Annotated in this window: 23 protein-coding genes; 13 read left to right on the top strand and 10 right to left on the bottom strand. The window is 63.9% G+C overall.

Features of this window, described 5'->3' with window-relative positions; genetic code table 11:
* Positions 1-19 precede the first annotated feature (19 nt).
* Positions 20-742 carry a TetR/AcrR family transcriptional regulator gene (locus tag R3P95_RS05600; RefSeq protein ID WP_317547569.1) on the top strand — a complete coding sequence of 241 codons (723 nt, stop codon included), beginning with the start codon at positions 20-22 and terminating at the stop codon, positions 740-742.
* Between the two features lie 26 nt (positions 743-768).
* Here the strand turns inward: R3P95_RS05600 and R3P95_RS05595 are convergent, their stop codons facing one another.
* Together R3P95_RS05595 and R3P95_RS05590 are read right to left on the bottom strand one after the other, a co-directional pair.
* On the bottom strand, positions 769-1,557 hold the full coding sequence (locus R3P95_RS05595) for an alpha/beta hydrolase (protein WP_317547567.1): 789 nt from the start codon (positions 1,555-1,557) through the stop codon (positions 769-771).
* 1 nt (position 1,558) lies between these two features.
* Complete coding sequence (locus tag R3P95_RS05590) at positions 1,559-2,086, bottom strand: phenolic acid decarboxylase (RefSeq protein WP_149405208.1); 528 nt, start codon at positions 2,084-2,086, stop codon at positions 1,559-1,561.
* Between the two features lie 65 nt (positions 2,087-2,151).
* Here R3P95_RS05590 and R3P95_RS05585 point away from each other — a divergent pair, with 65 nt between their 5' ends.
* The 5 genes from R3P95_RS05585 to R3P95_RS05565 all read left to right on the top strand — a co-directional run bounded on the left by R3P95_RS05585 (position 2,152) and on the right by R3P95_RS05565 (position 6,478).
* Complete coding sequence (locus tag R3P95_RS05585) at positions 2,152-2,625, top strand: MarR family winged helix-turn-helix transcriptional regulator (RefSeq protein ID WP_149405209.1); 474 nt, start codon at positions 2,152-2,154, stop codon at positions 2,623-2,625.
* A gap of 263 nt (positions 2,626-2,888) precedes the next feature.
* Positions 2,889-3,710 carry a mycofactocin-coupled SDR family oxidoreductase gene (locus tag R3P95_RS05580; RefSeq protein ID WP_317547565.1) on the top strand — a complete coding sequence of 274 codons (822 nt, stop codon included), beginning with the start codon at positions 2,889-2,891 and terminating at the stop codon, positions 3,708-3,710.
* Positions 3,711-3,719: 9 nt separating this feature from the next.
* Entirely contained in the window at positions 3,720-4,553 is an 834-nt protein-coding gene (locus tag R3P95_RS05575) for a mycofactocin-coupled SDR family oxidoreductase (protein WP_317547564.1), read from the top strand.
* Positions 4,550-5,485 (top strand): AAA family ATPase, encoded by a 936-nt coding sequence (locus R3P95_RS05570; RefSeq protein WP_149405211.1) that lies wholly within the window; start codon positions 4,550-4,552, stop codon positions 5,483-5,485. Before R3P95_RS05575 ends, R3P95_RS05570 begins: the two co-directional genes overlap by 4 nt.
* Before the next feature lie 69 nt (positions 5,486-5,554).
* Positions 5,555-6,478, top strand: a complete 924-nt coding sequence (locus R3P95_RS05565) for a vWA domain-containing protein (RefSeq protein WP_317547563.1) — start codon at positions 5,555-5,557, stop codon at positions 6,476-6,478.
* 73 nt (positions 6,479-6,551) lie between these two features.
* Here R3P95_RS05565 and R3P95_RS05560 read toward each other — a convergent pair whose 3' ends face one another.
* Positions 6,552-7,127, bottom strand: coding sequence for a GNAT family N-acetyltransferase (locus R3P95_RS05560; RefSeq protein ID WP_317547562.1), 576 nt, complete (start codon positions 7,125-7,127; stop codon positions 6,552-6,554).
* Positions 7,128-7,228: 101 nt separating this feature from the next.
* On the opposite strand from R3P95_RS05560, the gene R3P95_RS05555 reads away from it, so the two are divergent.
* Together R3P95_RS05555 and R3P95_RS05550 are read left to right on the top strand one after the other, a co-directional pair.
* Complete coding sequence (locus R3P95_RS05555; protein ID WP_317547561.1) at positions 7,229-7,717, top strand: nucleoside deaminase; 489 nt, start codon at positions 7,229-7,231, stop codon at positions 7,715-7,717.
* 47 nt (positions 7,718-7,764) lie between these two features.
* Positions 7,765-9,099, top strand: coding sequence for an alpha/beta hydrolase (locus R3P95_RS05550; protein WP_317547560.1), 1,335 nt, complete (start codon positions 7,765-7,767; stop codon positions 9,097-9,099).
* A gap of 11 nt (positions 9,100-9,110) precedes the next feature.
* Here the strand turns inward: R3P95_RS05550 and R3P95_RS05545 are convergent, their stop codons facing one another.
* The 6 genes from R3P95_RS05545 to R3P95_RS05520 all read right to left on the bottom strand — a co-directional run bounded on the left by R3P95_RS05545 (position 9,111) and on the right by R3P95_RS05520 (position 13,142).
* Positions 9,111-9,863 (bottom strand): ferredoxin reductase, encoded by a 753-nt coding sequence (locus R3P95_RS05545; RefSeq protein ID WP_317547559.1) that lies wholly within the window; start codon positions 9,861-9,863, stop codon positions 9,111-9,113.
* A 1-nt stretch (position 9,864) separates the two neighbouring features.
* Positions 9,865-10,464: a sulfite oxidase-like oxidoreductase gene (locus tag R3P95_RS05540; RefSeq protein ID WP_317547557.1), complete on the bottom strand. Its 600-nt coding sequence runs from the start codon at positions 10,462-10,464 to the stop codon at positions 9,865-9,867.
* On the bottom strand, positions 10,455-10,766 hold the full coding sequence (locus R3P95_RS05535; protein WP_317547556.1) for a hypothetical protein: 312 nt from the start codon (positions 10,764-10,766) through the stop codon (positions 10,455-10,457). Before R3P95_RS05535 ends, R3P95_RS05540 begins: the two co-directional genes overlap by 10 nt.
* 24 nt (positions 10,767-10,790) lie before the next feature.
* The gene (locus tag R3P95_RS05530) at positions 10,791-11,213 is read right to left on the bottom strand and encodes a YqhA family protein (RefSeq protein WP_317547555.1); all 423 of its coding nucleotides are present in this window, start codon (positions 11,211-11,213) and stop codon (positions 10,791-10,793) included.
* Positions 11,214-11,342: 129 nt separating this feature from the next.
* Positions 11,343-12,626, bottom strand: a complete 1,284-nt coding sequence (locus R3P95_RS05525; protein ID WP_317547553.1) for a competence/damage-inducible protein A — start codon at positions 12,624-12,626, stop codon at positions 11,343-11,345.
* 360 nt (positions 12,627-12,986) lie between these two features.
* Entirely contained in the window at positions 12,987-13,142 is a 156-nt protein-coding gene (locus tag R3P95_RS05520) for a hypothetical protein (protein WP_179276423.1), read from the bottom strand.
* A 131-nt stretch (positions 13,143-13,273) separates the two neighbouring features.
* Here R3P95_RS05520 and R3P95_RS05515 point away from each other — a divergent pair, with 131 nt between their 5' ends.
* From R3P95_RS05515 to R3P95_RS05495, 5 genes are all read left to right on the top strand, one after another.
* Positions 13,274-13,921 (top strand): hypothetical protein, encoded by a 648-nt coding sequence (locus R3P95_RS05515; protein WP_317547550.1) that lies wholly within the window; start codon positions 13,274-13,276, stop codon positions 13,919-13,921.
* Positions 13,922-14,053: 132 nt separating this feature from the next.
* On the top strand, positions 14,054-14,713 hold the full coding sequence (locus R3P95_RS05510) for a response regulator transcription factor (RefSeq protein WP_094639756.1): 660 nt from the start codon (positions 14,054-14,056) through the stop codon (positions 14,711-14,713).
* Position 14,714: 1 nt separating this feature from the next.
* On the top strand, positions 14,715-16,115 hold the full coding sequence (locus tag R3P95_RS05505) for a sensor histidine kinase (protein WP_317547549.1): 1,401 nt from the start codon (positions 14,715-14,717) through the stop codon (positions 16,113-16,115).
* Positions 16,116-16,239: 124 nt separating this feature from the next.
* Complete coding sequence (locus R3P95_RS05500; RefSeq protein WP_300519442.1) at positions 16,240-17,604, top strand: MFS transporter; 1,365 nt, start codon at positions 16,240-16,242, stop codon at positions 17,602-17,604.
* Between the two features lie 25 nt (positions 17,605-17,629).
* Entirely contained in the window at positions 17,630-18,568 is a 939-nt protein-coding gene (locus R3P95_RS05495; RefSeq protein WP_149405223.1) for a TAXI family TRAP transporter solute-binding subunit, read from the top strand.
* A gap of 22 nt (positions 18,569-18,590) precedes the next feature.
* On the opposite strand, the gene araA is transcribed toward R3P95_RS05495, so the two are convergent.
* A complete protein-coding gene (gene araA / locus R3P95_RS05490) occupies positions 18,591-20,075 on the bottom strand; it encodes an L-arabinose isomerase (RefSeq protein ID WP_317547548.1) in 1,485 nt (494 codons plus the stop codon).
* Positions 20,076-20,082 lie beyond the last annotated feature (7 nt).

Genomic DNA, 20,082 nt, shown 5'->3' with positions numbered 1-20,082 from the left:
CGACGGTTATTCTTCGGTCATGACACGCGAGGACTCACCACGAGGATCGGCGCGCAATCCGCGTCGGGAACTGGTCGAGAAGCAGATTCTCGACCAGGCCACGCGATTGTTCGCCGATAAGGGTTTTGCCAGCACCACACTGCAGGACATCGCGGACGCGACCGGTCTGACCCGCCCGGCGCTGTATCACTATGTCGCGAACAAGGACGAGTTACTCTCGCGCCTGATCAGCGAGAGCACCGAGACCCCGGCCGCAGTTCTGCACGAGATCAATGCGCGATCCGATCTCGGCCCTACCGAGAAGTTGCGCAAGATGGCCACCGCGATCGCCCTGAACCAGGCCGAAACCGCCGACCGCTTCAAGCTCATCATCAGGTCGGAAGCCGATCTGCCCGAGGAGATTTCGCGGACGTACCAGCAGAGTCGCAGGCACGTGCTCAAGGAGTTCGTGACGGTCGTCGAAAATGGCGTCAGGGCAGGGGAATTCAGGCCTGTCGACCCGCGCACAGCAGCACTCGGCATCATCGGCATGCTCAACTGGGTCGCCTGGTGGCATCAGAGCGGTGACCCGGACGCCGATCGGAGTGTGGCCACTCAACTCGCCGACATGGCATTGCGGACCGTCGTCCAGGACAGCGGAACTCCTCTCGTACCCGAGGGGCCCGAACGTGCGATCTCGATGCTCCGCGAGGATCTCGATTACCTCGAACGCATCCTGGCTCGGGATCGATCGGAATCGTGATCGACGGACTCGCGCCGGAGCCTTGCTCACCCAGCGCCCGGTAACCCCAGGAACGTCAGCAGGCGCGTGAGAAGTTCGCCTCGCCACGCACGCGATGACCAGGTGTGGTCGGCACCGGTGACTGCGGTGAATGTCGCGTGTGGCAACAACTCTGCGTAACGGCGTCCGTACTCGAGTGGCACGATCTGGTCTGCCGTGCCGTGGACGATGTCGACGGGACCGTTGTATCCGGCCGCAGCCTCGTATATATCGAGGCCATTGCGGATGTCGTCGAAAAATGCCGGTCCGAGCCACATGCCGCCGAAGTCGAAGCCGCCGTTCTGTGCGACGGAATCGATGGGCTGGCCCTGGATCTCGTGCTTGACGGTGATGTCGTCGACGACAACGCCTGCAGGTGACCACAGGGTGAGGCTGGCGACACGGTCGGACAGGAGCGTGACCGCCATTGCCGCTTCCACTGCGCCGAGGCTGTGGGCGAGAACGTGCACCGGTGCAGATCGATCGGCAGCGAACTCCCGGATCATGGTCGACACCTGCTCGACCTCGTCGCGCAGGGTGATGTCCTCGAACTCGCCGTCGCTGATGCCTTGGCCGAGTCGGTCGTACGCGCGGACGACTGCTCCCGCCTCGACGAGGCGTCGAGCGATCTGGACGAAGAGGCGCTGTGGTCCGATGCTCGAGTCGCTGAAGCCGTGCACGATCAGAACGGACGGCGCTGTTCTGTCGGAGTTCTCGGGTCGGTACTCGTTGCCGCGGATCACCTGCCCACGATGGGGAAGTGTGAGCGTGGCCATGCCGGGGTTCTGGAGGTCCATCTCAGTTGCTTCGGTCGGCGAAGCCGGCCGGTAAGTCAGCGGGCGCGGTGTCGATGACGGTGTCGTCGTCGATACCGACGTACTCGAACAAGGTGATGTGCGCGAACTCGGGCACGACGTAGATCGGATAGGTGGGACCCTGATCGCGGAACTGACGCATCTCGTCGAGGTGGTCGTTCTGGAACAGGACGGTTTTGGACCCGTCGAGTTCCACCCAGTGCGGGAAGAAGATGGTGCCGTGCAGAACGCGGTCTTCGGGAACGACGTTGACGACGACGCTCGTGCCGGTGGGCTCGTTCCACGAGATCTTGTAGACGCCGCGACCGAGTCCGACGAGATCGACTTCTTGTCCCTTGACCCAGCGACCGCCGACCATTCCGGTGTGGATCCGGTAGTCGATGGTGGTGGCGTTCTTGACGTACATCTCGTACTGCCACCCGTTGGCGTAGGTGTAGATGAACCGATGGCCGATGATCGAGTCCAGGGCTTGTTCGGGAGTGGGGTCGGCAACGCTGGTGTGAATGCTCATGACTCCATGATCACCCAGAAATGCGTTTGTTGCAAACCTAAATTGAGGCTGAGTAGTCTGGCGCGGTGGACGATTCCGACAGCGCGCCCGGTCTCGCCGATATCGCCCGCCATCTCAGCGAGGAGATTGGCCCCTTCCGGCGCGTGCTACTCAACGCCTCCCGCTCGCGCGCGGGGCTCAAAGCCCTGCCCGACGCGCAGATCGAGATCCTGCGGCGACTCTTTCCGGACAAGTGGGAGGGCCCCACAGTGCTCGGACGTCAGCTGGGGTTGGCTCGCCCCACGATCAGCAACCTCGTCCGAACGATGGAATCGGACGGGCTCGTCGCTCGCCGACCCGACGACTCGGATGCTCGAAGCATGCGCGTCGGCCTCACCGATCTTGCTCGAGAGCAATTGCGCATCTACGACATTGCGGCAGAGGGGCTTCTCGTGAATATCCTCGACGACCTGACGCCGGCCGAGCAACGCACCCTCCGTGACGCCACTGCGCTGCTCGGCCGAATCCGCGAGGCGCTCGAGCACGGCGACGACCTGTAGCGGCGACAGAGTTCGTGAGGGTTCGGCGCGCAATTCACCTCGATACTTCACTGCGTGTGCACGTCTGAATCGGTCGTCCTGTTCTCGCGTCCACGGAACGTAAATCAACAACGATTCAAGTAATTCGGCCACATCTGCACTGGGTGTCATATAGCGTCGAATCATGTCCTCGAAACCGGACATACCGCCCGAGCGTACCCGGCCATTCGGCGAACCGTTCTGCGCTCGTACCGTTTTCATCCGACGATCAAGGAAGTTCGATCATGGGAAAGCTCGACGGAAAAGTAGCCTTCATCACCGGTGCCGCACGCGGACAGGGGCGTAGCCACGCTCTCCGGCTCGCGCAAGAAGGTGCCGACATCATCGCGGTCGACATCTGTGCACAGATCGATACGGTCGCCTATCCGATGGCCACATCGGAAGATCTCGCACAGACCGTGAAAGAAGTCGAGGCGTTCGATCGGCGCATCGTCGCCACGGAAGCCGATGTCCGCGATTACGACGCGATGAAAGCGGCAGTGGACTCGGCGGTAGCCGAACTCGGCCCCATCGACATCATTCTGGCGAATGCCGGAATAGCACCCCAGGGTGCCGAAAACCCCGACGAAGTGAAGACCTTCCGTGATGTGGTGGAGGTCAACCTCTTCGGTGTGTGGAACACCGTTCAGGCCGGGGTTCCGAGCATGATCGCCAAGGGCCAGGGCGGGTCGATCGTGTTGACCAGCTCGACTCAGGGCCTGTCCGGTGCGGGCGGTAACGGATCCGGTGCCGGAGACGGCTACGCGGCCAGTAAGCACGCGGTCGTGGGGTTGATGCGCACGTTCACCAATTGGCTTGCGCAGTACTCCATACGCGTCAACACCGTGCACCCGACCGGGGTGAACACGCCGATGGTCGTCAACGACGTCATGCAGAAGTTCCTCACCGAAAACCCCGACGCCACAGCCATGCTCGGCAATTTGCTACCGGTGCCGATGCTCGAAGCGATCGATATCAGCAACGCCATCGCGTGGCTGGTGTCCGACGATGCGCGGTACGTCACCGGCGTCACCTTGCCCGTCGACGCCGGCTTCCTGGCCAAGTAGGAGACGGACATGGGCAAGCTGGAAGGCAAAGTCGCATTCATCACCGGGGCTGCTCGCAGTCAGGGGCGAAGTCACGCAATACGTCTCGCGCAGGAGGGCGCGGACATCATCGCTGTAGACCTGTGCGGACCGGTCGACACCATCGAGATGTATCCGCCGTCGACCGAAGCGGATCTGGCGGAAACGGTGAAGCAGGTCGAAGCGCTCGACCGACGAATCGTCGCCACCAAGGCCGACGTGCGTGATTCGGCCGCGCTGAGAAAGGCCGTCGACGACGGCGTCGCAGAGCTCGGTCGCCTCGACATCGTCCTGGGCAATGCGGGAGTGTTCGAGATCGCGCCGGCACTCGATATCACCGACGACGCATGGCAGAACATGATCGACATCAACCTCACGGGCGTCTGGAACACGTGCAAAGTTGCTCTGCCGCATCTGATCGCCGGCGGTCGCGGTGGTTCCATCGTGCTGACGAGTTCGACGGCGGGCCTCAAGGGCACACCGAACACGGTGCACTACACCGCGACCAAGCACGGCGTCGTCGGCATCATGCGCACTCTCGCAAACGAATTCGGACAGCACAGTATTCGCGTCAACACCGTTCATCCGACCGGTGTGGACACCGTCATGATTCAGAATCCCAAGACGTGGGGGTTGTTCGCTCCCGACGATCCGAACCCGTCGCGAGAGAAGTCGGCACCGATCTTCCAGACCACGAACACGCTGCCGGTGCCGTGGATCGAGGCAATCGACATCTCCAACGCGATAGCGTTCCTGGTCTCCGACGATGCGCGATACATCACGGGTGCAACGCTTCCTGTCGATGCGGGGTACACGGTCAAATGACTGCTACCGCGTCGATCGGTGAGGTGCGCCGGCGGATTGCTGCGCACCTCGTGGGTCGAGACCGTGAACTCGACCTCCTGTTGGCAGCGGTCGCGGCCGGGCGGGACCTGCTCCTCGAGGGCCCGCCTGGCACCAGCAAGAGCACGCTGCTCGGCGCGATCACCTCCGAGTGGTCCATTCCGCTGTTCTTCGTCGAGGGCAACGCCGATCTGACACCGGCCCGAATTGTCGGGCACCACAACCCGGCTCGGGTTCTTCGCGAGGACTACAGCGAGGACAACTTCGTAGCGGGACCGCTGATCGACGCAATGCGCACCGGCGGTTTCCTCTACATCGAAGAGTTCAATCGCGCACCCGAGGACACCCTGAACACGCTGCTCACCGCGATGGCAGAACGACGCATCGTCGTCCCGCGCGTCGGCACTGTGCACGCGTTACCGACGTTCCGCGTAGTGGCATCGATGAATCCCTACGACAACGTCGGTACGACCCGCCTGTCGACCAGCGTCCACGACCGTCTGTGTCGTCTTGCCATCGGCTACCAGGATGCCGAAGCGGAACGCGGCATCGTGGGTCTCCGTAGCGAATCCGACTCCGCGCGACTGATCGCCGACGCCGTGGCCGTCACTCGGTTGACGCGTGAGCACGAGGACATCACCCAGGGCAGCAGTGTGCGCGGGGCAATCGATCTGACCCTCGTCGCACAGCAACTGGCAGATCTGCGGGAGGTGGCGATTCCGCTCGTCACCGACATCGATCCACCGAGAGGCCTGCCCGAGGACTACCAGCAGGTCATGCTCGACGCGATGTACGTTGCCCTGTCCGGGCGCATTCACATCGACGAGACATCCGACGCACCAGCAGAAATGGTCTTGCACACGATATGGCAGGACCATTTCGTGCTGCGTCCCGCTGCGGCGGCACCTGGTTGAAGAGCCGTCGAGGCCGAATCTCCGATCACACGGCCGGGGACCCGTAAGCCGGCAGGAACTCTGAAGCCGTTGCGCCGCAAACCGAAACAGCTGACGGAGTCACCGTCGCTGTTTCGTCCCGGCGGCGGAAGCGGTGCGGTACTGATCGCTCAGGGCCGCAGCAAGCCGGGTAAGGCTTCCGGCGAGAACAATCCGTCGGCACCCGGATTCACCGAGGAATCGGCCGAAGTGATTCCGCTGACCGACGCGACCGAAAGCGAGTCGACTGCCGACGCCGCGACTCGGGCCCGCGCCCGAAAGATCGCGGCTCGTCTGGCAGTTCGGCGTCCACGCATCGACACACGCGCACGGCGTGGCGTCGGGGAGTTGACGTCTCTGCGCTATCGAGGCGGCAGTGACGAGATCGACCTGGACCGCATGCTCGATGTGTTGGCGGCCAATCCGATACCGGAAGACGATGACATCGTCGTCCGAGAACGCTTGCACACCAAGCGATCCATCGTCCTGGTGGTCGACATCTCCGGGTCGATGAAGGGCGAACGGGTGCGCACTGCGGCCGCGACCGTCGGCGCTCTGGCCGGTGAGATGAACCGAGACAACCTCGCCGTCGTCGCCTTCTGGTCCGACGCGGCCGTACTCAGTCGATTCGGCGACTCGCGGACCCCATTGAATATTCTCGACACCGTTCTCCGCATTCCGGCGCGGGGATTGACCAACGTGCAGTTCGCGCTCGAGACCGCGGCCGGGCTAGCGCGTAGGGCGTCCGCTCCCGACCCACGGGTTCTTCTGCTCTCGGACTGCGTCCACAACGCCGGTCCCGATCCACGCCCGACCGCAGCCAGGATCGCGCGCCTCGACGTACTACTGGACACGTCGGGTGAACATGACGTCGACCTCGGACGGGATCTCGCGCGAACAGGGCACGGTCGTATACGGACCATCAAGACCTACCGCGACGTCGCACCGGCACTGAGTTCACTGTTCGGAGACTGACGTGTGAAGGTCGTGATTCGCGTGTTCTCCCACTACATCGGCATCAGGCACCTCTCGGGTCAGGAGTCGGACGTCACGTGCGCAGGTCTTTTCGCATGATTACTCGCGGGATTCCGCCCGATACCGATGTCGTCTCGGCTGCGAATTCGAAGCCTGCCGACTCGAACAGTCCGCGGGTGCCGACGTAGGCCATCGTCAGATCGACCTTTGCACCCTTGTTGTCCACCGGATAGCCCTCGATCGCCGGAGCACCGTGATCGGCCGCGAAGCGAACGGCACCGTCCAACAACACGTGTGCGATCCCGCGCTTGCGGTGTCCGGCCTTGACGCGGAAGCACCAGGCCGTCCACACCGGTAGATCGTCGATGTGCGGGATCTTGTTCGAGCGCGCGAACGGCAGCTCCGCGCGCGGTGCCACTGCAGCCCAGCCGACCACCTCGTCCCCGTCGTAGGCCAATACGCCCGGTGCGACTTTTCGACGGGTCAGCTTCTCGACGTATGCGGCGCGTTCCGGGCCGACGAGCGCTCTGTTGGTCGCGGAATCGATTCGATGACTCAGACACCAACAGACCGAGGACGTCGGGTTCTTCGGGCCGAGAATCGTCCGCAGATCCGCGAACGACGTGGCCGGCCGTACCGAGAAGCTCACCCGCCGACCATACCGAGGATCGGTGTCGAATTACCGGTCCGGCAGGCGGGATTTTCGAGGCGGTACGGTCGAGACGTGAACACTTCGATCGTCGGTGCACTGTGAGCATCTCTTCGAGCGACCGTGCTTTTCTGGCCCGGGCTGTGGATTTGGCGGCAGAGGCGGCGCGAACGGGCAACGATCCGTTCGGCTCGATTCTGGTGTCGGACAGCGGCGAGCTGTTGGCCGAGGACAGAAACAGGGTCGGCGACCTGAACGATCCCACCCAGCACCCCGAGATCGCACTGTCTCGGTGGGCTGCGACCAACCTGGACGCCGATCAGCGTCGATCCTCTACGGTCTACACCTCCGGTGAGCATTGTGTGATGTGCTCTGCGAGCCACGGCATAGTCGGACTCGGCCGCATCGTCTACGCCACGTCGACGGCTCAATTGCTCACGTGGCTCGAAGAATTCGGTGCTGCACCACTCGCGATCACGCCGTCGCCCATCGAGCAGATCGTGCCCGGCATCGCGGTGGACGGACCGGTCGCCGAGTTCAGCGACGCCGTTCGCGAACTGCACAGGCAACGTCACACTTCTGCGCAGTGATGGTGCAGGCAGACACCGAAGTCGGAGCAGGGCACCGTACGAGAGCGATGACGACTGCGCTCGCGGTGACCGGCGGCGCCGGCGTCGTACTCGCGTGGCTCGAGTTCGTCCTCATCCGTCAGCAGCTTGCGGTGGGATTGTGGGTCATCGCCGTGGCAGTGGTCGCGACATGTCTCTTCTTGTCCGATGCCAGAAAGCGTGTAGGCGTGGGGGCTTCGCTCGGGTCCGTCACCGTCGTGACTCAGGTGGCATGGTTGGTGACGGATATCCACGCACTGTGGGTTACGGCCTTGGCTGCGTCGATAGCGCTCGGCTTCTATCTGCTCGCGTCGGCATGGGCAGGCCGTTCGAAGGCCTCCGCTCGTGGGGTGGCCACCGCCGTCCCGGCCGGCTTCGTTGCAGCGATTGCATTGGTGATTTCCGTCGTGGTCGTCGGCACTGCGGCCAGTCCGGCACCACTGATTCGATCGCTTCATGCGTTGGGGCAGAGCAATTCCTTCGAGCCCGACACGCAGACGGCGACGGCGGTGGTCGACGGAGCACGCCTCACCAACGACATCGAATACGGCTCGACGCTTCCGAATTCGTTCCTCGACATCTACATCGCCGACGACGATCCATCGGTCAGCCGGCCCACGTACGTCGCGATTCACGGTGGTGGTTGGATTGTCGGGGACAAAACCGATGGTGCTCCCAGCGCAGATTCCGGCGGTGCGTCGTGGGCCGGCCCCATGCTCGACGCGGGCTACAACGTGGTGTCGGTAAACTACGCGTTCGCGCCGAGCTACCGATTTCCCACGCAGACAATCCAACTGGGCCAGGCCGTGCAGTTTCTGGAAACGAACGCGGACGGGTACGGACTCGACATGAGTCGCGTCGTCCTCGCCGGAACCAGTGCGGGTGGCCACATCGTGGGCAACTACGCTGCCGTGCAGACCGATTCCGATTACGCGCGGGCGCTGGGTATCGAGCCCACCATCGATCGAAGTGCTGTGAAGGCCTTGGTATTCGAGAGTGCTGCCCTCGATGTCGGTAGAGCGGGCGCACCGCAATCACCGAGCCCGTCGAACGGTTTCTTCTTCGACATCGCCGCCCGAAGCTACCTCGATACCACCGACCGAGCGTTGCTGGCGCAGGCGAACGTCATCGACAATGTCACGGCCGACTTTCCACCGAGTTTCATCTCCGACGGCAACACCGGTACCTTCCCCGACCAGGCAGCCGAACTGAGCGCTGCGCTGGATCGAGTGGGCGTCGACAACCGCCTGAATCTATACAGCAAGAACGAGGCGAGACTGGACCATTCGTTCATGTCGGTGGATTCGGAATGGACCGACGACTACACCCGACTCAAGATCGAGTTCCTCGGCGACATCGTCTGATCCGCTGCTGCTCAGCTCGGTCCGAAACGCTCCGTTCGGATGTTCGCTGCCGAGTGGCCCCGCTCCACCAGCATGTCGGCCACGGTGTCCACGAAACTCGTGGGGCCGCAGATGTAGCAACGCGGCTCGAACTCCGCCGGCCATCCGTGCGCGTCGAGGTCCTCGACCGTGATGCGGCCGAGGGGCCGTGCGTTGCCGGCAGGAGCACGCCGCGTGTGGATCATGGTGACGTCCACGCCGGCCGGCGGACGAGCCCATTCGTCCGCGAAGTAGACCTCCGCCGGTTCGCGCACGGAGTACAGCACCCGGAACGGCACCCGACCGCCGTTCGCGGACGCCTGCGCACGAACCATCGCGCGGAGCGGGACGATGCCGGAACCGCCGCCCACCAACAGGATCGGCGGAGACGGGGTCTCGGAGGGCCGGGACGGCCGCCAGACGAACCATCGACCCACCGGCCCGCGGATCTCGATGCGATCGCCGACCTCGACGGCCTCGACCAGGTACGGCGATACCTCGCCGTCCGCGACGTTCTGCACCGTGATCTCGATGCGCGACGTTCCGTCGGGTGCCGACGCCAGGGAGTAGCTTCGCTGTGCGCTGTAGCCGTCCTCGGCGGTGAGCTTGACGTCCACGTGCTGCCCGGCAAGATGGCCGGGCCACCCGTCGACGTCGAGAACGAGGGTGGACGCGGTGGGTGTCTCACGCCGCACGGTCGCCACCGTGGCAACGAGCCAAGGTTTCGCCCCGGCCGCCGATGTCACGTCAGTCGCCCTGGTATCGCTGCTCGCGCCACGGATCTCCGTAGTCGTGGTACCCGCCGCGCTCCCAGAAGCCCTGTTCGTTCTCCACGGTGAGCTCGATGCGTGAGATCCACTTCGCCGATTTCCAGAAATACAGATGCGGGACCAGAAGCCTTGCCGGACCGCCGTGTTCGCGAGTCAGGGGAGCGCCGTCGAACTCGGTGACCAGCCAGGCCTTCCCATCCCTGAGGTCCTCGAGGGGAAGATTGGTGGTGTAGCCGTCGAAGCCGTGCACCACGACGTAGCCGGCATCGGTATCGAGACCGTCCAGCAGAACGTCCAGGCTCACGCCTTTCCAGGTGGTGTCGAGCTTTGACCACTTGGTGACGCAGTGGATGTCGACGGTCGGAGTCTCGTGCGGAAGATCTGCGAATTCGCCCCAGGTCCAGCTGCGAGTCTCGCCGCGTTCGGTGGTGATCGAGAACGACCACGTGTCGGTCGCGACCACGGGCGCAGGCCCGATCGCGAGGACGGGAAAATCCTTGGTCAGGTACTGACCGGGGGGAGTACGCCCGTCGTCGCCGCGTCGACGGCCCACGAAGCCCTTCGAGATCAATGCCATGGTGGCAAATTGTCCTCCCGCGGTCGGGAGTCTGACAAGTCGGACGGTGCGACGATGTCGGAACGGACTGCCCTCGATCGCGGCATGATTCGACTACGGAGGGACAGCACGAATTCGACCGCCTTCCAGTACAGAATTCCGACAAGAATCGACAGGGCAAATGCCGACCATGGGTGGTCGTCGCGTATCGGCAGGTAGATCTGGAAATGGGTCAGGTAGATGTACAGCGAGGCGCTCGCCAGCACTCCTGCCACCCGGCTCAGCATCGCGGGGAATGGAATCGACGACAGCCATACCAGCATGCACAGGCCGATAGCGACGATGACTCACGGACTGCGATGCCAGGTTGCGAACACGATCAGTAGACCGCCGACCAACGCGGTGGAAACACTCTGTGCGATGAGCTCATCAGGTTCCGGCCTGGTGATGGACACTTCGAGGAATCGCACGACGAGTACCAGCAGCAGCGTTCCTGCGGTCTGCCTCTTCAACTGACCGAACGAGGTGGTTGTCAGTGAAGGTGGCAGGTCGAGGTCGTGGACGAACAATTCCCACAGACCGAATCCGACGATGAGAAGCACGGTCGCGATCAGGATGGAGTCGATACTTTCGAACAGTTTGACCAGCGCTTTGTCGGAGGAGAGGCCCTCGACGACGAGCAGACGGACGAAGTCCACACCCTTTGCAAAGGCCCACATGTAGGTGACGGCCGACAACAGCAGCGCAGTCGATGCGCCGACGATGCTCATGAAACGGACTTTTTCGACGGCAAGTCGGCGACCCGTTGGCTGCCCGTCCACAGGTGGTTGTGAATGCTGCTCAGAGTTGTCCGTCGGTGACGACATGTTCGGGTCCCTCCTGCGCTGTCGGCAAGACCTTCAGTGAGTCTTCAACGCGTCGGCGAGCAGATGCATTGCCGCGGTGGTCGACAGCGCGCGGACACTTGCCCGGTCTCCGGGAAGATGAAGGGTGTGGGTGACGGTAGGTCGGCCCGTGACGGCGATAGCGAAGCAGACGGTCCCGACCGGTTTGGCCTCGGTGCCACCACCCGGGCCCGCGACGCCGCTGGTCGATACCGCGATGTCGACGTTCAGTCGACTCAGTGCGCCTTCGGCCATCAGCGCGGCCACTGGCTCGCTGACCGCTCCGTGCTGGTCGATGACCTCGGCAGGGACGTCGAGCAGTCCCGTTTTCGCCTCGTTGGCGTAGGACACCACCGCGCCGATGACGTACGCCGACGATCCTGCGCGGTCGGTCAGGCGTGCGGTGATCATCCCTCCGGTGCACGATTCTGCCGTGGCGATCCGATGCCCGGACAGACGGTGCGCGACGATGTCGTCGATGGTGGACCCGTCGGTCGAAAAGACTCGTGCACCATGCATTTTTCCGACAAGACGTTCGAGTTCCATGTACGCAGGTCTCGCCGATTCGGCGTAGCGGGTCACCATTTCGAGCTCGCCGAGACTCAGACAGGTGGTGATCTCGAGATCGTCGAATTTCGTGATCTCGCGCTCTGCCGTTCGCAGCGTTTCGGCGAGGTCGGCCTCGGACAGTCGGTAGCCGCGAATCGTGTCCTGGCGCATCTGTGTGCGGCGGGCGAGGACCTCGGCGACGGGTGCGCTGTCGAGGGCCTCCGGCCACATCGCCTGCAGTTCGCGAGGTGGGCCGGGCAGAATGAGGACGGCGGGCAGTGACCTGGACTCGTCGGCCGGTATCGCGACCCCGGGTGCGGTTCCGGTCGGTGAAATGGACTGCGCGCCTTGGGGAACCATCGCCTGCTTCCGAATACCGGCCCGTAGCGGCTCGGAGTCGGCTGCAGAACTCATGCGGCTTCGCCACCGTTGCGCGATCGCGTGGATGCGATCTTCGAGCTCGGCATCCAGCGCCAATTCGCGGCCGTACAACGCGGCGACGGTCGGTACGGTGAGGTCGTCCGCGGTCGGACCCAAACCACCGGTGGTGACGATCAAGTCGACGCGTTGATCGGCCAGAAACCGCACCTGCGCAGTCAGATCGTCCGGGCGATCACCGCACACGGTGATATGGGCAACGTCTACGCCCATCTCCAGAAGTCGTTGAGCCACCCACGGGCCGTTCCGGTCGGTGACCCGACCGGCCAGAACCTCGGTTCCCGTGACCACCACACCTGCTCGCACAGTCATCCTTAGACCTTACTGACCGGGGCGTGCCGGTGACTTCTGCGGTGGCAAACCTCTGCGGTTCACTGTGGCTGCGGGGCGAACGCGTCCGGAACATCATCCCCGCTGCGCCGAACATCGACTGCGGCGTTCATCAGTGCCGCCGCAAACGCGCGCGCGTTCGCCGGATGCTCGCGAAATAGTGGACGAACTCGCGCGCGTCTGACGAATGCGCGTGCGTTTGCGCGAACTCGTTGTTCACCAATCGAACTCGGGCAAGCCGGCCGGCGAATTACCTAGGAATCAGCACCGAAACGTGGTCAGGCCACAATGAAGCCGACGTTTTCGACGGCCGGGTGCGCGATCGCGCCGTCGAGCCCCGATTCAGTTCTGTGCGTTTCCGTTCTCGGGAGGGTGTGGCACGTTTTCCTCGTCCACGTGCGCGCCTTCGACGGCGTCCGTCTCGGGGGTGTGCTCTCGGGGGCCGTCGTTGCTGCCCTGCGAGGGGACTGCATCGCTTGCGTCGGTCGGCATCGTCATGAAATCTCCACGGAGTCGGGGCGACAGGTCGCCGATGGATGTACATCATGGGTGTGCCCCGCTGCGCCCAGAACTACACCCCCGAGATGCCAGAATGACGACACAACCCATCCCGAGAAGGCAAGGACTGCATGAATTCGACAGGCGCACAGGGCTCGGTGTGGTCGACGGTTGCGGTGATCGTCGGGATCGTTGCTGCCGGCACAGCTGTCGCCGGTCTGCTGCACGAACCGCAGCCTGACCCAGTGGTCATTCCGGGTTGCGAGGAGGTCGTTCAGCCAGAGGACTTGGTGCGAGTGAACTACGAATTTGTCAGCGAGGGTGACGCCGACATTTCCGAGGTGCCGTGGAGGTTCGAGGCCAAAGCACAAGCGATGACCGATGCCCTGATCGCGGCACTACCCACCGGAGCGACCGTCGAACCCGAACCGTTCGCACCGACCTTCGGCTTCGACGCGGTCGCGGTACGGCAGTCGCCGAACGGAGAGGCCGACGCGCTCGGAACCGTCACCGTCGGCAACCGGACCGGCATGCTGACAGTCACCGTCGGACTGTCCGACGAAGCCGCCGGTCCGTGCTTCGCCGGCTTCGTGAAGGAGCGTTCAATGCGAGAAGACGGCACCGTTCTCGACACAGTGGACCGGACCGACACACACCGCGTTGTTGCGCATGCGCCCGATGGCACCCGAATCGATGTGAACGCCAATGACGTACTGACACTCGAGCAAGTCATCGATATCGCACTGGCACCGGGCCTTCGCGCGAGCACCCCTGCCTGACGGGTTCGGTGCTCACACGGGCCGCACCTGAGCGTTCACTACCGTCGCCCATCGGCGGCATCCCGCGCATGACACCCGACCGTGAACACTCATGCCCGCGTCCAACCCCGATGGTGGCCTATCTTGAGTTCGATGCGAATAGCTGTGGTGGAAGACGACGACGGACTCGGCGACGCGTTGGTGGACGCGTTGACCGAGGTGGGGCACACGCCTGTCCGTATGCGCCGCGGTGCCGACGCCCTGCTCGGCTACCACGACATGGACGTCGTGCTGCTCGATCTCGGGCTGCCCGACATGGACGGCCTCGAGGTTCTGCGGAAGCTCAGGACGCTGAGTTCGGTTCCGGTGGTGGTGCTGACGGCGCGGGACGACGAGCGCTCGGTGGTACGGGCCCTTCGCGGCGGCGCAGACGACTACGTAGTCAAGCCGGCTCGATTGGGTGAACTACACGCGAGACTCGAGGTGGCCGCACATCGTCGAAGTTCGGCGTCGGGACCCGCGGCGGACAGGCTGACGCTCGGGGACGTCGTCGTCGATCTCTCCGGTCGTGCCGTGGAAGTCGGTGGACGCGCTGTTGCACTGACTACCAAGGAGTTCGACCTGTTGGCGCATCTCGTGACGCGTCGCGGCGAAGCGGTGAGCCGGGAACAGTTGATGGACGCCATCTGGGGCGATGCGTACGTAGCGATCTCGCGGACGCTGGATGTGCACATGACTGCATTGCGTTCCAAGCTCGATCGCCCGGGTGCCATCGTCACCATCCGCGGCTTCGGCTACCGCTGGGACACCTGACGTGCGACGGCGTGTCCTGTTGGTGTTGATGATCTACTCCACCGTCGTCGTGCTTGCGCTGTCGGTTCCTCTCGCGCTCCTGGTCGGTCGCGAACGGGCCCAACGGTTCGGCGAGAACAGGGCCGCGGCAGCATCGTTCTTTGCCGAACTCAGCTCACGAGAAGACGAATCCGGCGTGGCCCGTATCCGAGAATCGGTGCAGCGCTATAACAATCTGTACGAGGAGGGCGTTGCGGTCGTCGACCGCACCGGAGAGGCACGCGCGGTGTCCGGCCTGGACCTGCAGCGCGACGACGTCCAGCAGGCGGTGGCAGGAGCGTTGCGCAATCAGCGTGGTGACCTACCGTCGAGTCTGACGCCGTGGTCGGATTCCTCGGTGTTGATTGCCGCACCGGTCGGTGGGGGCACCCAAGTGGACGGCGCAGTGGTTCTCGAGGCGTCCACCGATTCTGCGCGTAGGGACGTCGCGATCACCTGGGCGGTCATCGCCCTCGGTGCCATGCTGATTCTCGCAACGGTCGCGGTGATCGCTGTTGCGTTGTCGCGCTGGGTCGTTCGTCCGCTCACCGCACTGTCCTCGCGAGTCCACTCGTTCGGCGACAAGTTCCACGATCAGGCGTCGATCGAAGGTTCGCAACGACTCGAACCGGTGCCCTATGTCGGGCCACCGGAGGTGCGTGAGCTGTCCAGTGCCTTCGAGGCAATGGCCGACGACGTCGAGGCCGCCACCGCTGCGCAACGCCGATTGGTGGCCGACACCGCCCATGCTCTCCGGAACCCACTGGCAGCGTTGCGAATTCGGATGGACGTTCTGGGAATGCGGGTTCCGGATTCGGCAACCGATGCGCACCTGCGGACCACGCTCGAGGTCGATCGTCTGAGCTCCGTTGTGGAAGACCTGCTCGTCCTCGCCGCTGCCGAGACCCCGACGACCACTCGATCCCCAGGGTGTGACCTCGGTGCGGTCGTCGCCGATCGAGTCGGATTCTGGTCGGCCTCGATAGCCGTGGCCGACATGACCGTGCACGTCTCGGAGCCGGAAGCCGACACGGAGTGTTGTGTTGCGATGTCCGAGGACGACCTGACTCGAATTCTCGACGCTCTGCTGAGCAATGCAACCAAGTACGCCGGCGCCGGTGCCGGCATCGAGGTCGGCTACCGAACCGGAGACGCGGACGTCACGATGTGGTTGTCCGACAACGGACCCGGTGTGCCCGCAGAGGAGCTCGCCAAGGTCGTCGACCGGTTCTATCGAGCGTCGGGTGCGCACGGCGACGGTACCGGTCTCGGTCTGTCGATCGTCCACGCCCTGACCGAGCGAGCCGGTGGATCACTTCGAGTCATGGCGGGTCGACCAGTGGGGCTTCGGATCGAGCTGCGGCTTCCGAGGGCCGTTTCCTAAGGGAGTGTTAGGAAATCCGAAACGGCTTGGTTCCAGGCTGTGTTTGCCGTCACAGTAGGGAGGCTTCGGTTGCCGATCGTTGCCCGGCAGCCCAATTGCCCGCTGAATGTGGAAGGACCAAACCATGGCCAACGAGGCCACCTCGATCACCGGTTCGACGCTCCCGAGTCCACCTGTCTCCTCGCGCGCTGCCACTCGCCGTGCCGTCTTCAACACGTTGCGGGGTTCGTCCGGCAACCTGGTCGAGTGGTACGACGTGTACGTCTACACCGTCTTCGCGACGTATTTCGAGAATCAGTTCTTCGACTCCGCCGACAAGAATTCCACCATCTACGTGTACGGGATCTTTGCGGTCACGTTCTTGATGCGCCCGGTCGGGTCGTGGTTCTTCGGCCGCTACGCGGACCGCAACGGGCGCAGGGCTGCGCTGACGTTCAGCGTCTCGATGATGGCCGCGTGCTCGCTGGTCATCGCGCTCACTCCGGGACGGGAGAGCATCGGCGTATGGGCCGCCGTGATCCTGATCCTGTGCCGTCTCGTTCAGGGCTTCGCCACCGGCGGTGAGTACGGTGCGTCGGCGACGTACATGTCCGAGGCCGCCACCCGCGAGCGTCGGGGATTCTTCTCTTCGTTCCAGTACGTCACCCTCGTCGGTGGGCACGTGCTCGCACAGGTGACTCTGCTGCTGATGCAGGTGTTCCTCGAGCGCGAGCAGATCGAGGACTTCGGTTGGCGCATAGCTTTCTTCATCGGCGGAGTGGCCGCAGTGGTGGTCTTCTGGCTGCGTCGCAGCATGGACGAATCCTTGACCGAGGATCAACTCGACGCAGTGCGCAGCGGTGCGGACAAAGCCTCCGGCTCCCTGAAGGAATTGGTCGCCAATCACTGGCGGGCGTTGCTGATCTGCTTCATGGTGACGGCCGGTGGCACCATCGCGTTCTACACCTACAGCGTCAATGCACCCTCGATGGTCAAGACCGCATACGAGGACCGGGGGATGACCGGTACCTGGATCAACCTCGCCGGTCTGGTCTTCCTCATGCTGCTGCAGCCCATCGGCGGAATGATCAGCGACAAGGTGGGTCGCAAGCCGCTGCTCGTCTTCTTCGGCATCGGAGGCGTGCTGTACACCTACGTACTCATCACGTACCTTCCGACGGCGACGTCGGTGGTCCAGTCACTTGCACTGGTGTGCGTCGGCTACGTCATCCTCACCGGATACACCTCGATCAATGCGATCGTCAAAGCGGAGCTGTTCCCCTCGCACGTCCGCGCACTCGGCGTCGGCTTGGGGTACGCACTCGCCAACTCGGCCTTCGGCGGCACGGCACCACTGATCTATCAAGCCGCGAAGAACGGTGGGCACGTGGGTTGGTTCATTCTGTACGTGACGGTCGTGATCGCCATCTCGCTGCTGGTGTACATCTTCGTACTGCGCAACAAGTCCGAGACCGTGCTCGACCGAGAGCAGGGCCGAGCGTTCCAGTGACCGGCTACGCCTTACAGTGACTGGCATGGCCGAGCCCGCAGCGTCGTTCTCACGTAGAACGGCGCTGCAGGCCGGTCTGCTGGCCCTGAGCGCTGCCGTCGTGGGTGGCTGCGCCTCGGACCCGCCGATGCAGCTGCGCCTCGCGGCAGGCGAGGTCGGCGGGTTCTTCTGGGAGTTCGCCGGATTGCTGTCCGACGCTGCCGCGAAAACCGATGTCGCCGAGGTCTTTCCACTCACGACGGCCGGCTCCGTCGACAACCTCGAGGCGTTGGGTTCACGGCAGGCCGAGCTGGCCCTGACGCTCATGGACGCCGCCTACAGCCATCCGAGCGGAGAGCTGGCGGCGGTCGGGTGCGTCTACGAGAACTACTTCCAAGTGGCTGTACGAGCGGACTCCGATATCGAGTCCATGGACGGTCTGCGAGGGAGAAAGGTGAGCATCGGTGCCCCGGGATCCGGTGCCACCGAAGTGTCGCAGCGAGTCCTCCGCGCAGCGGGTGTGGCCGAAGGCGGTGCTGTCGATCAGGTTCAGCTGTCGATGAGCTCGGCAGCAGATGCACTGACGGGCAACGAAATCGACGCCGTGATGTGGGCGGGCGGGTTGCCGACTCCGGCATTTGCCCAGCCCCGAGCCGCGATTCGTCTACTCGATCTGGGCACCGTCGTCACTGATCTCAGACGCGAGTTCGGTACCGCGTACGAGGCGGTGCCGGTGCCGCCGAACGTGTACGGCGAGCATCCGGAGGTCACCACCGTCGGTATTCCGAATCTTCTGCTGGCACATCCTGACGTGCCGGACCGCGTGGTCGCTGCACTGGTGAGTGTGCTTCTCGATCAGTCGTCCGCGCTGGTGCCCGGTCAGGCGATCGGCAGCCAATTTCTCGACGCGCGGTCATTGGTCATGACCGGAAGCATCCCCCTCCACCCCGGAGCCGAACAGGAATACCGAAGACGTCACGGGTGAGCCGGCGGCCGGAGCAACGACCTCACAACTTCGCCGCGAGTCGGTGGTATGCCGCGTTCCATCGCAGTGTCTGTTGGAATTGACGTGTGGTGGTTGCGGAGTCGATGGTGAGCAGCTCGACGCCGATCATGTCCGAGAATGCCTCCAGCACAGGCAGGCCGATCGCGGTACTGAGAACCGTGTGGTGGGGTGCCCCTGCGGTCAGCCACGACTCGGCCGATACCGACAGCGAGGGCTGCGGCTCCCACACAGCGCAGGCCACCGGCAGATTCGGTAGCGCCTCGTCGGGCTCGACGACGTCGATCACGTTGGCCGTCAATCGAAATCGTTCACCGACGTCCGAGAGTCCGACGACGACACCGTGGCCGGGATCGGCGGTGAAGCGCAGGCGCACCGGGTCTTCGCGGCCGCCGATGGAGAGCGGATGGATCTCGAGCGTAGGCCGCGAGGTCGTGATCGACGGGCATACTTCGAGCATGTGTGCGCCCAGGATCTTCTCGGCCCCCGGGACGAGGTTGTAGGTGTAGTCCTCCATGAACGACGTTCCACCGTCGAGTCCCTCGGCCATCACCTTCATGGCGCGCAACAACATCGAGGTCTTCCAGTCGCCCTCACCGCCGAACCCGTACCCGTCGGCCATCAGGCGCTGCACCGCGAGTCCTGGCAACTGGCGAAGCCCACCGAGATCCTCGAAGTTCGTGGTGAAGGCCTTGAATCCACCGTCGGTGAGGAACTTCCGCAGCCCGGCCTCGACCCGGGCACCGTAGCGGAGCGAGTCGTGGCGGTCACCGCCCTTGTCGAGACTCGGTGCGATGTCGTACGACGACCGGTATTCGTCGATCAGGTCGGACACGGCCGATTCGCTCACGCCGTCCACGACCTCGACCAGATCGTTGACGCCGTACGTGTTGACGGAGACTCCGAATCGCAGTTGGGCTTCGACCTTGTCGCCCTCCGTCACTGCGACGTCGCGCATGTTGTCGCCGAAACGTGCCAGGCACAGTGACCTCAACTCCGCGCGGCCGAGAGCTGCTCGCACCCACTGCTCCGCACGCTCGATCACCGCGGGGTTGTCGACGTGACCTGCCACGATCGTGCGCAGAACACCCACCCTGGATTCGACGTGTCCGAATTCGCGGTCCCCGTGGGCGGCCTGATTGAGATTCATGAACTCCATGTCGATCGTCGACCACGGCAACGACATTCCGGCCTGCGTGTGTAGGTGCAGCAGCGGGACATCCAACGCGTCGAGGCCGGCAATCCACATCTTGGCGGGGGAGAAGGTGTGCATCCAGGTCACGACGCCCACACATTCGTCGGCGGCGTTCGCCTCGCGCATGCAGCGCAGGATCGACGACGCGTCGAGTAGCACCGGCTTCCAGACCACCGAGACGGGCAGTGCCGCATCGAGTTTGCCTGCGATCTCGCGAGACTGGACGGCTACCTGCTCGAGAGTCTCGGGGCCGTAGAGGCTTTGGCTGCCGGTGAGAAACCATATTTCGGACATGGGGGTA

The sequence above is a fragment of the Rhodococcus cercidiphylli genome, assembly GCF_033042225.1.
Classification (GTDB): Bacteria; Actinomycetota; Actinomycetes; order Mycobacteriales; family Mycobacteriaceae; genus Rhodococcoides.
The sequence above is the reverse complement of the archived record's forward strand: the minus strand, read 5'-3'. Positions and strand labels throughout refer to the sequence as shown.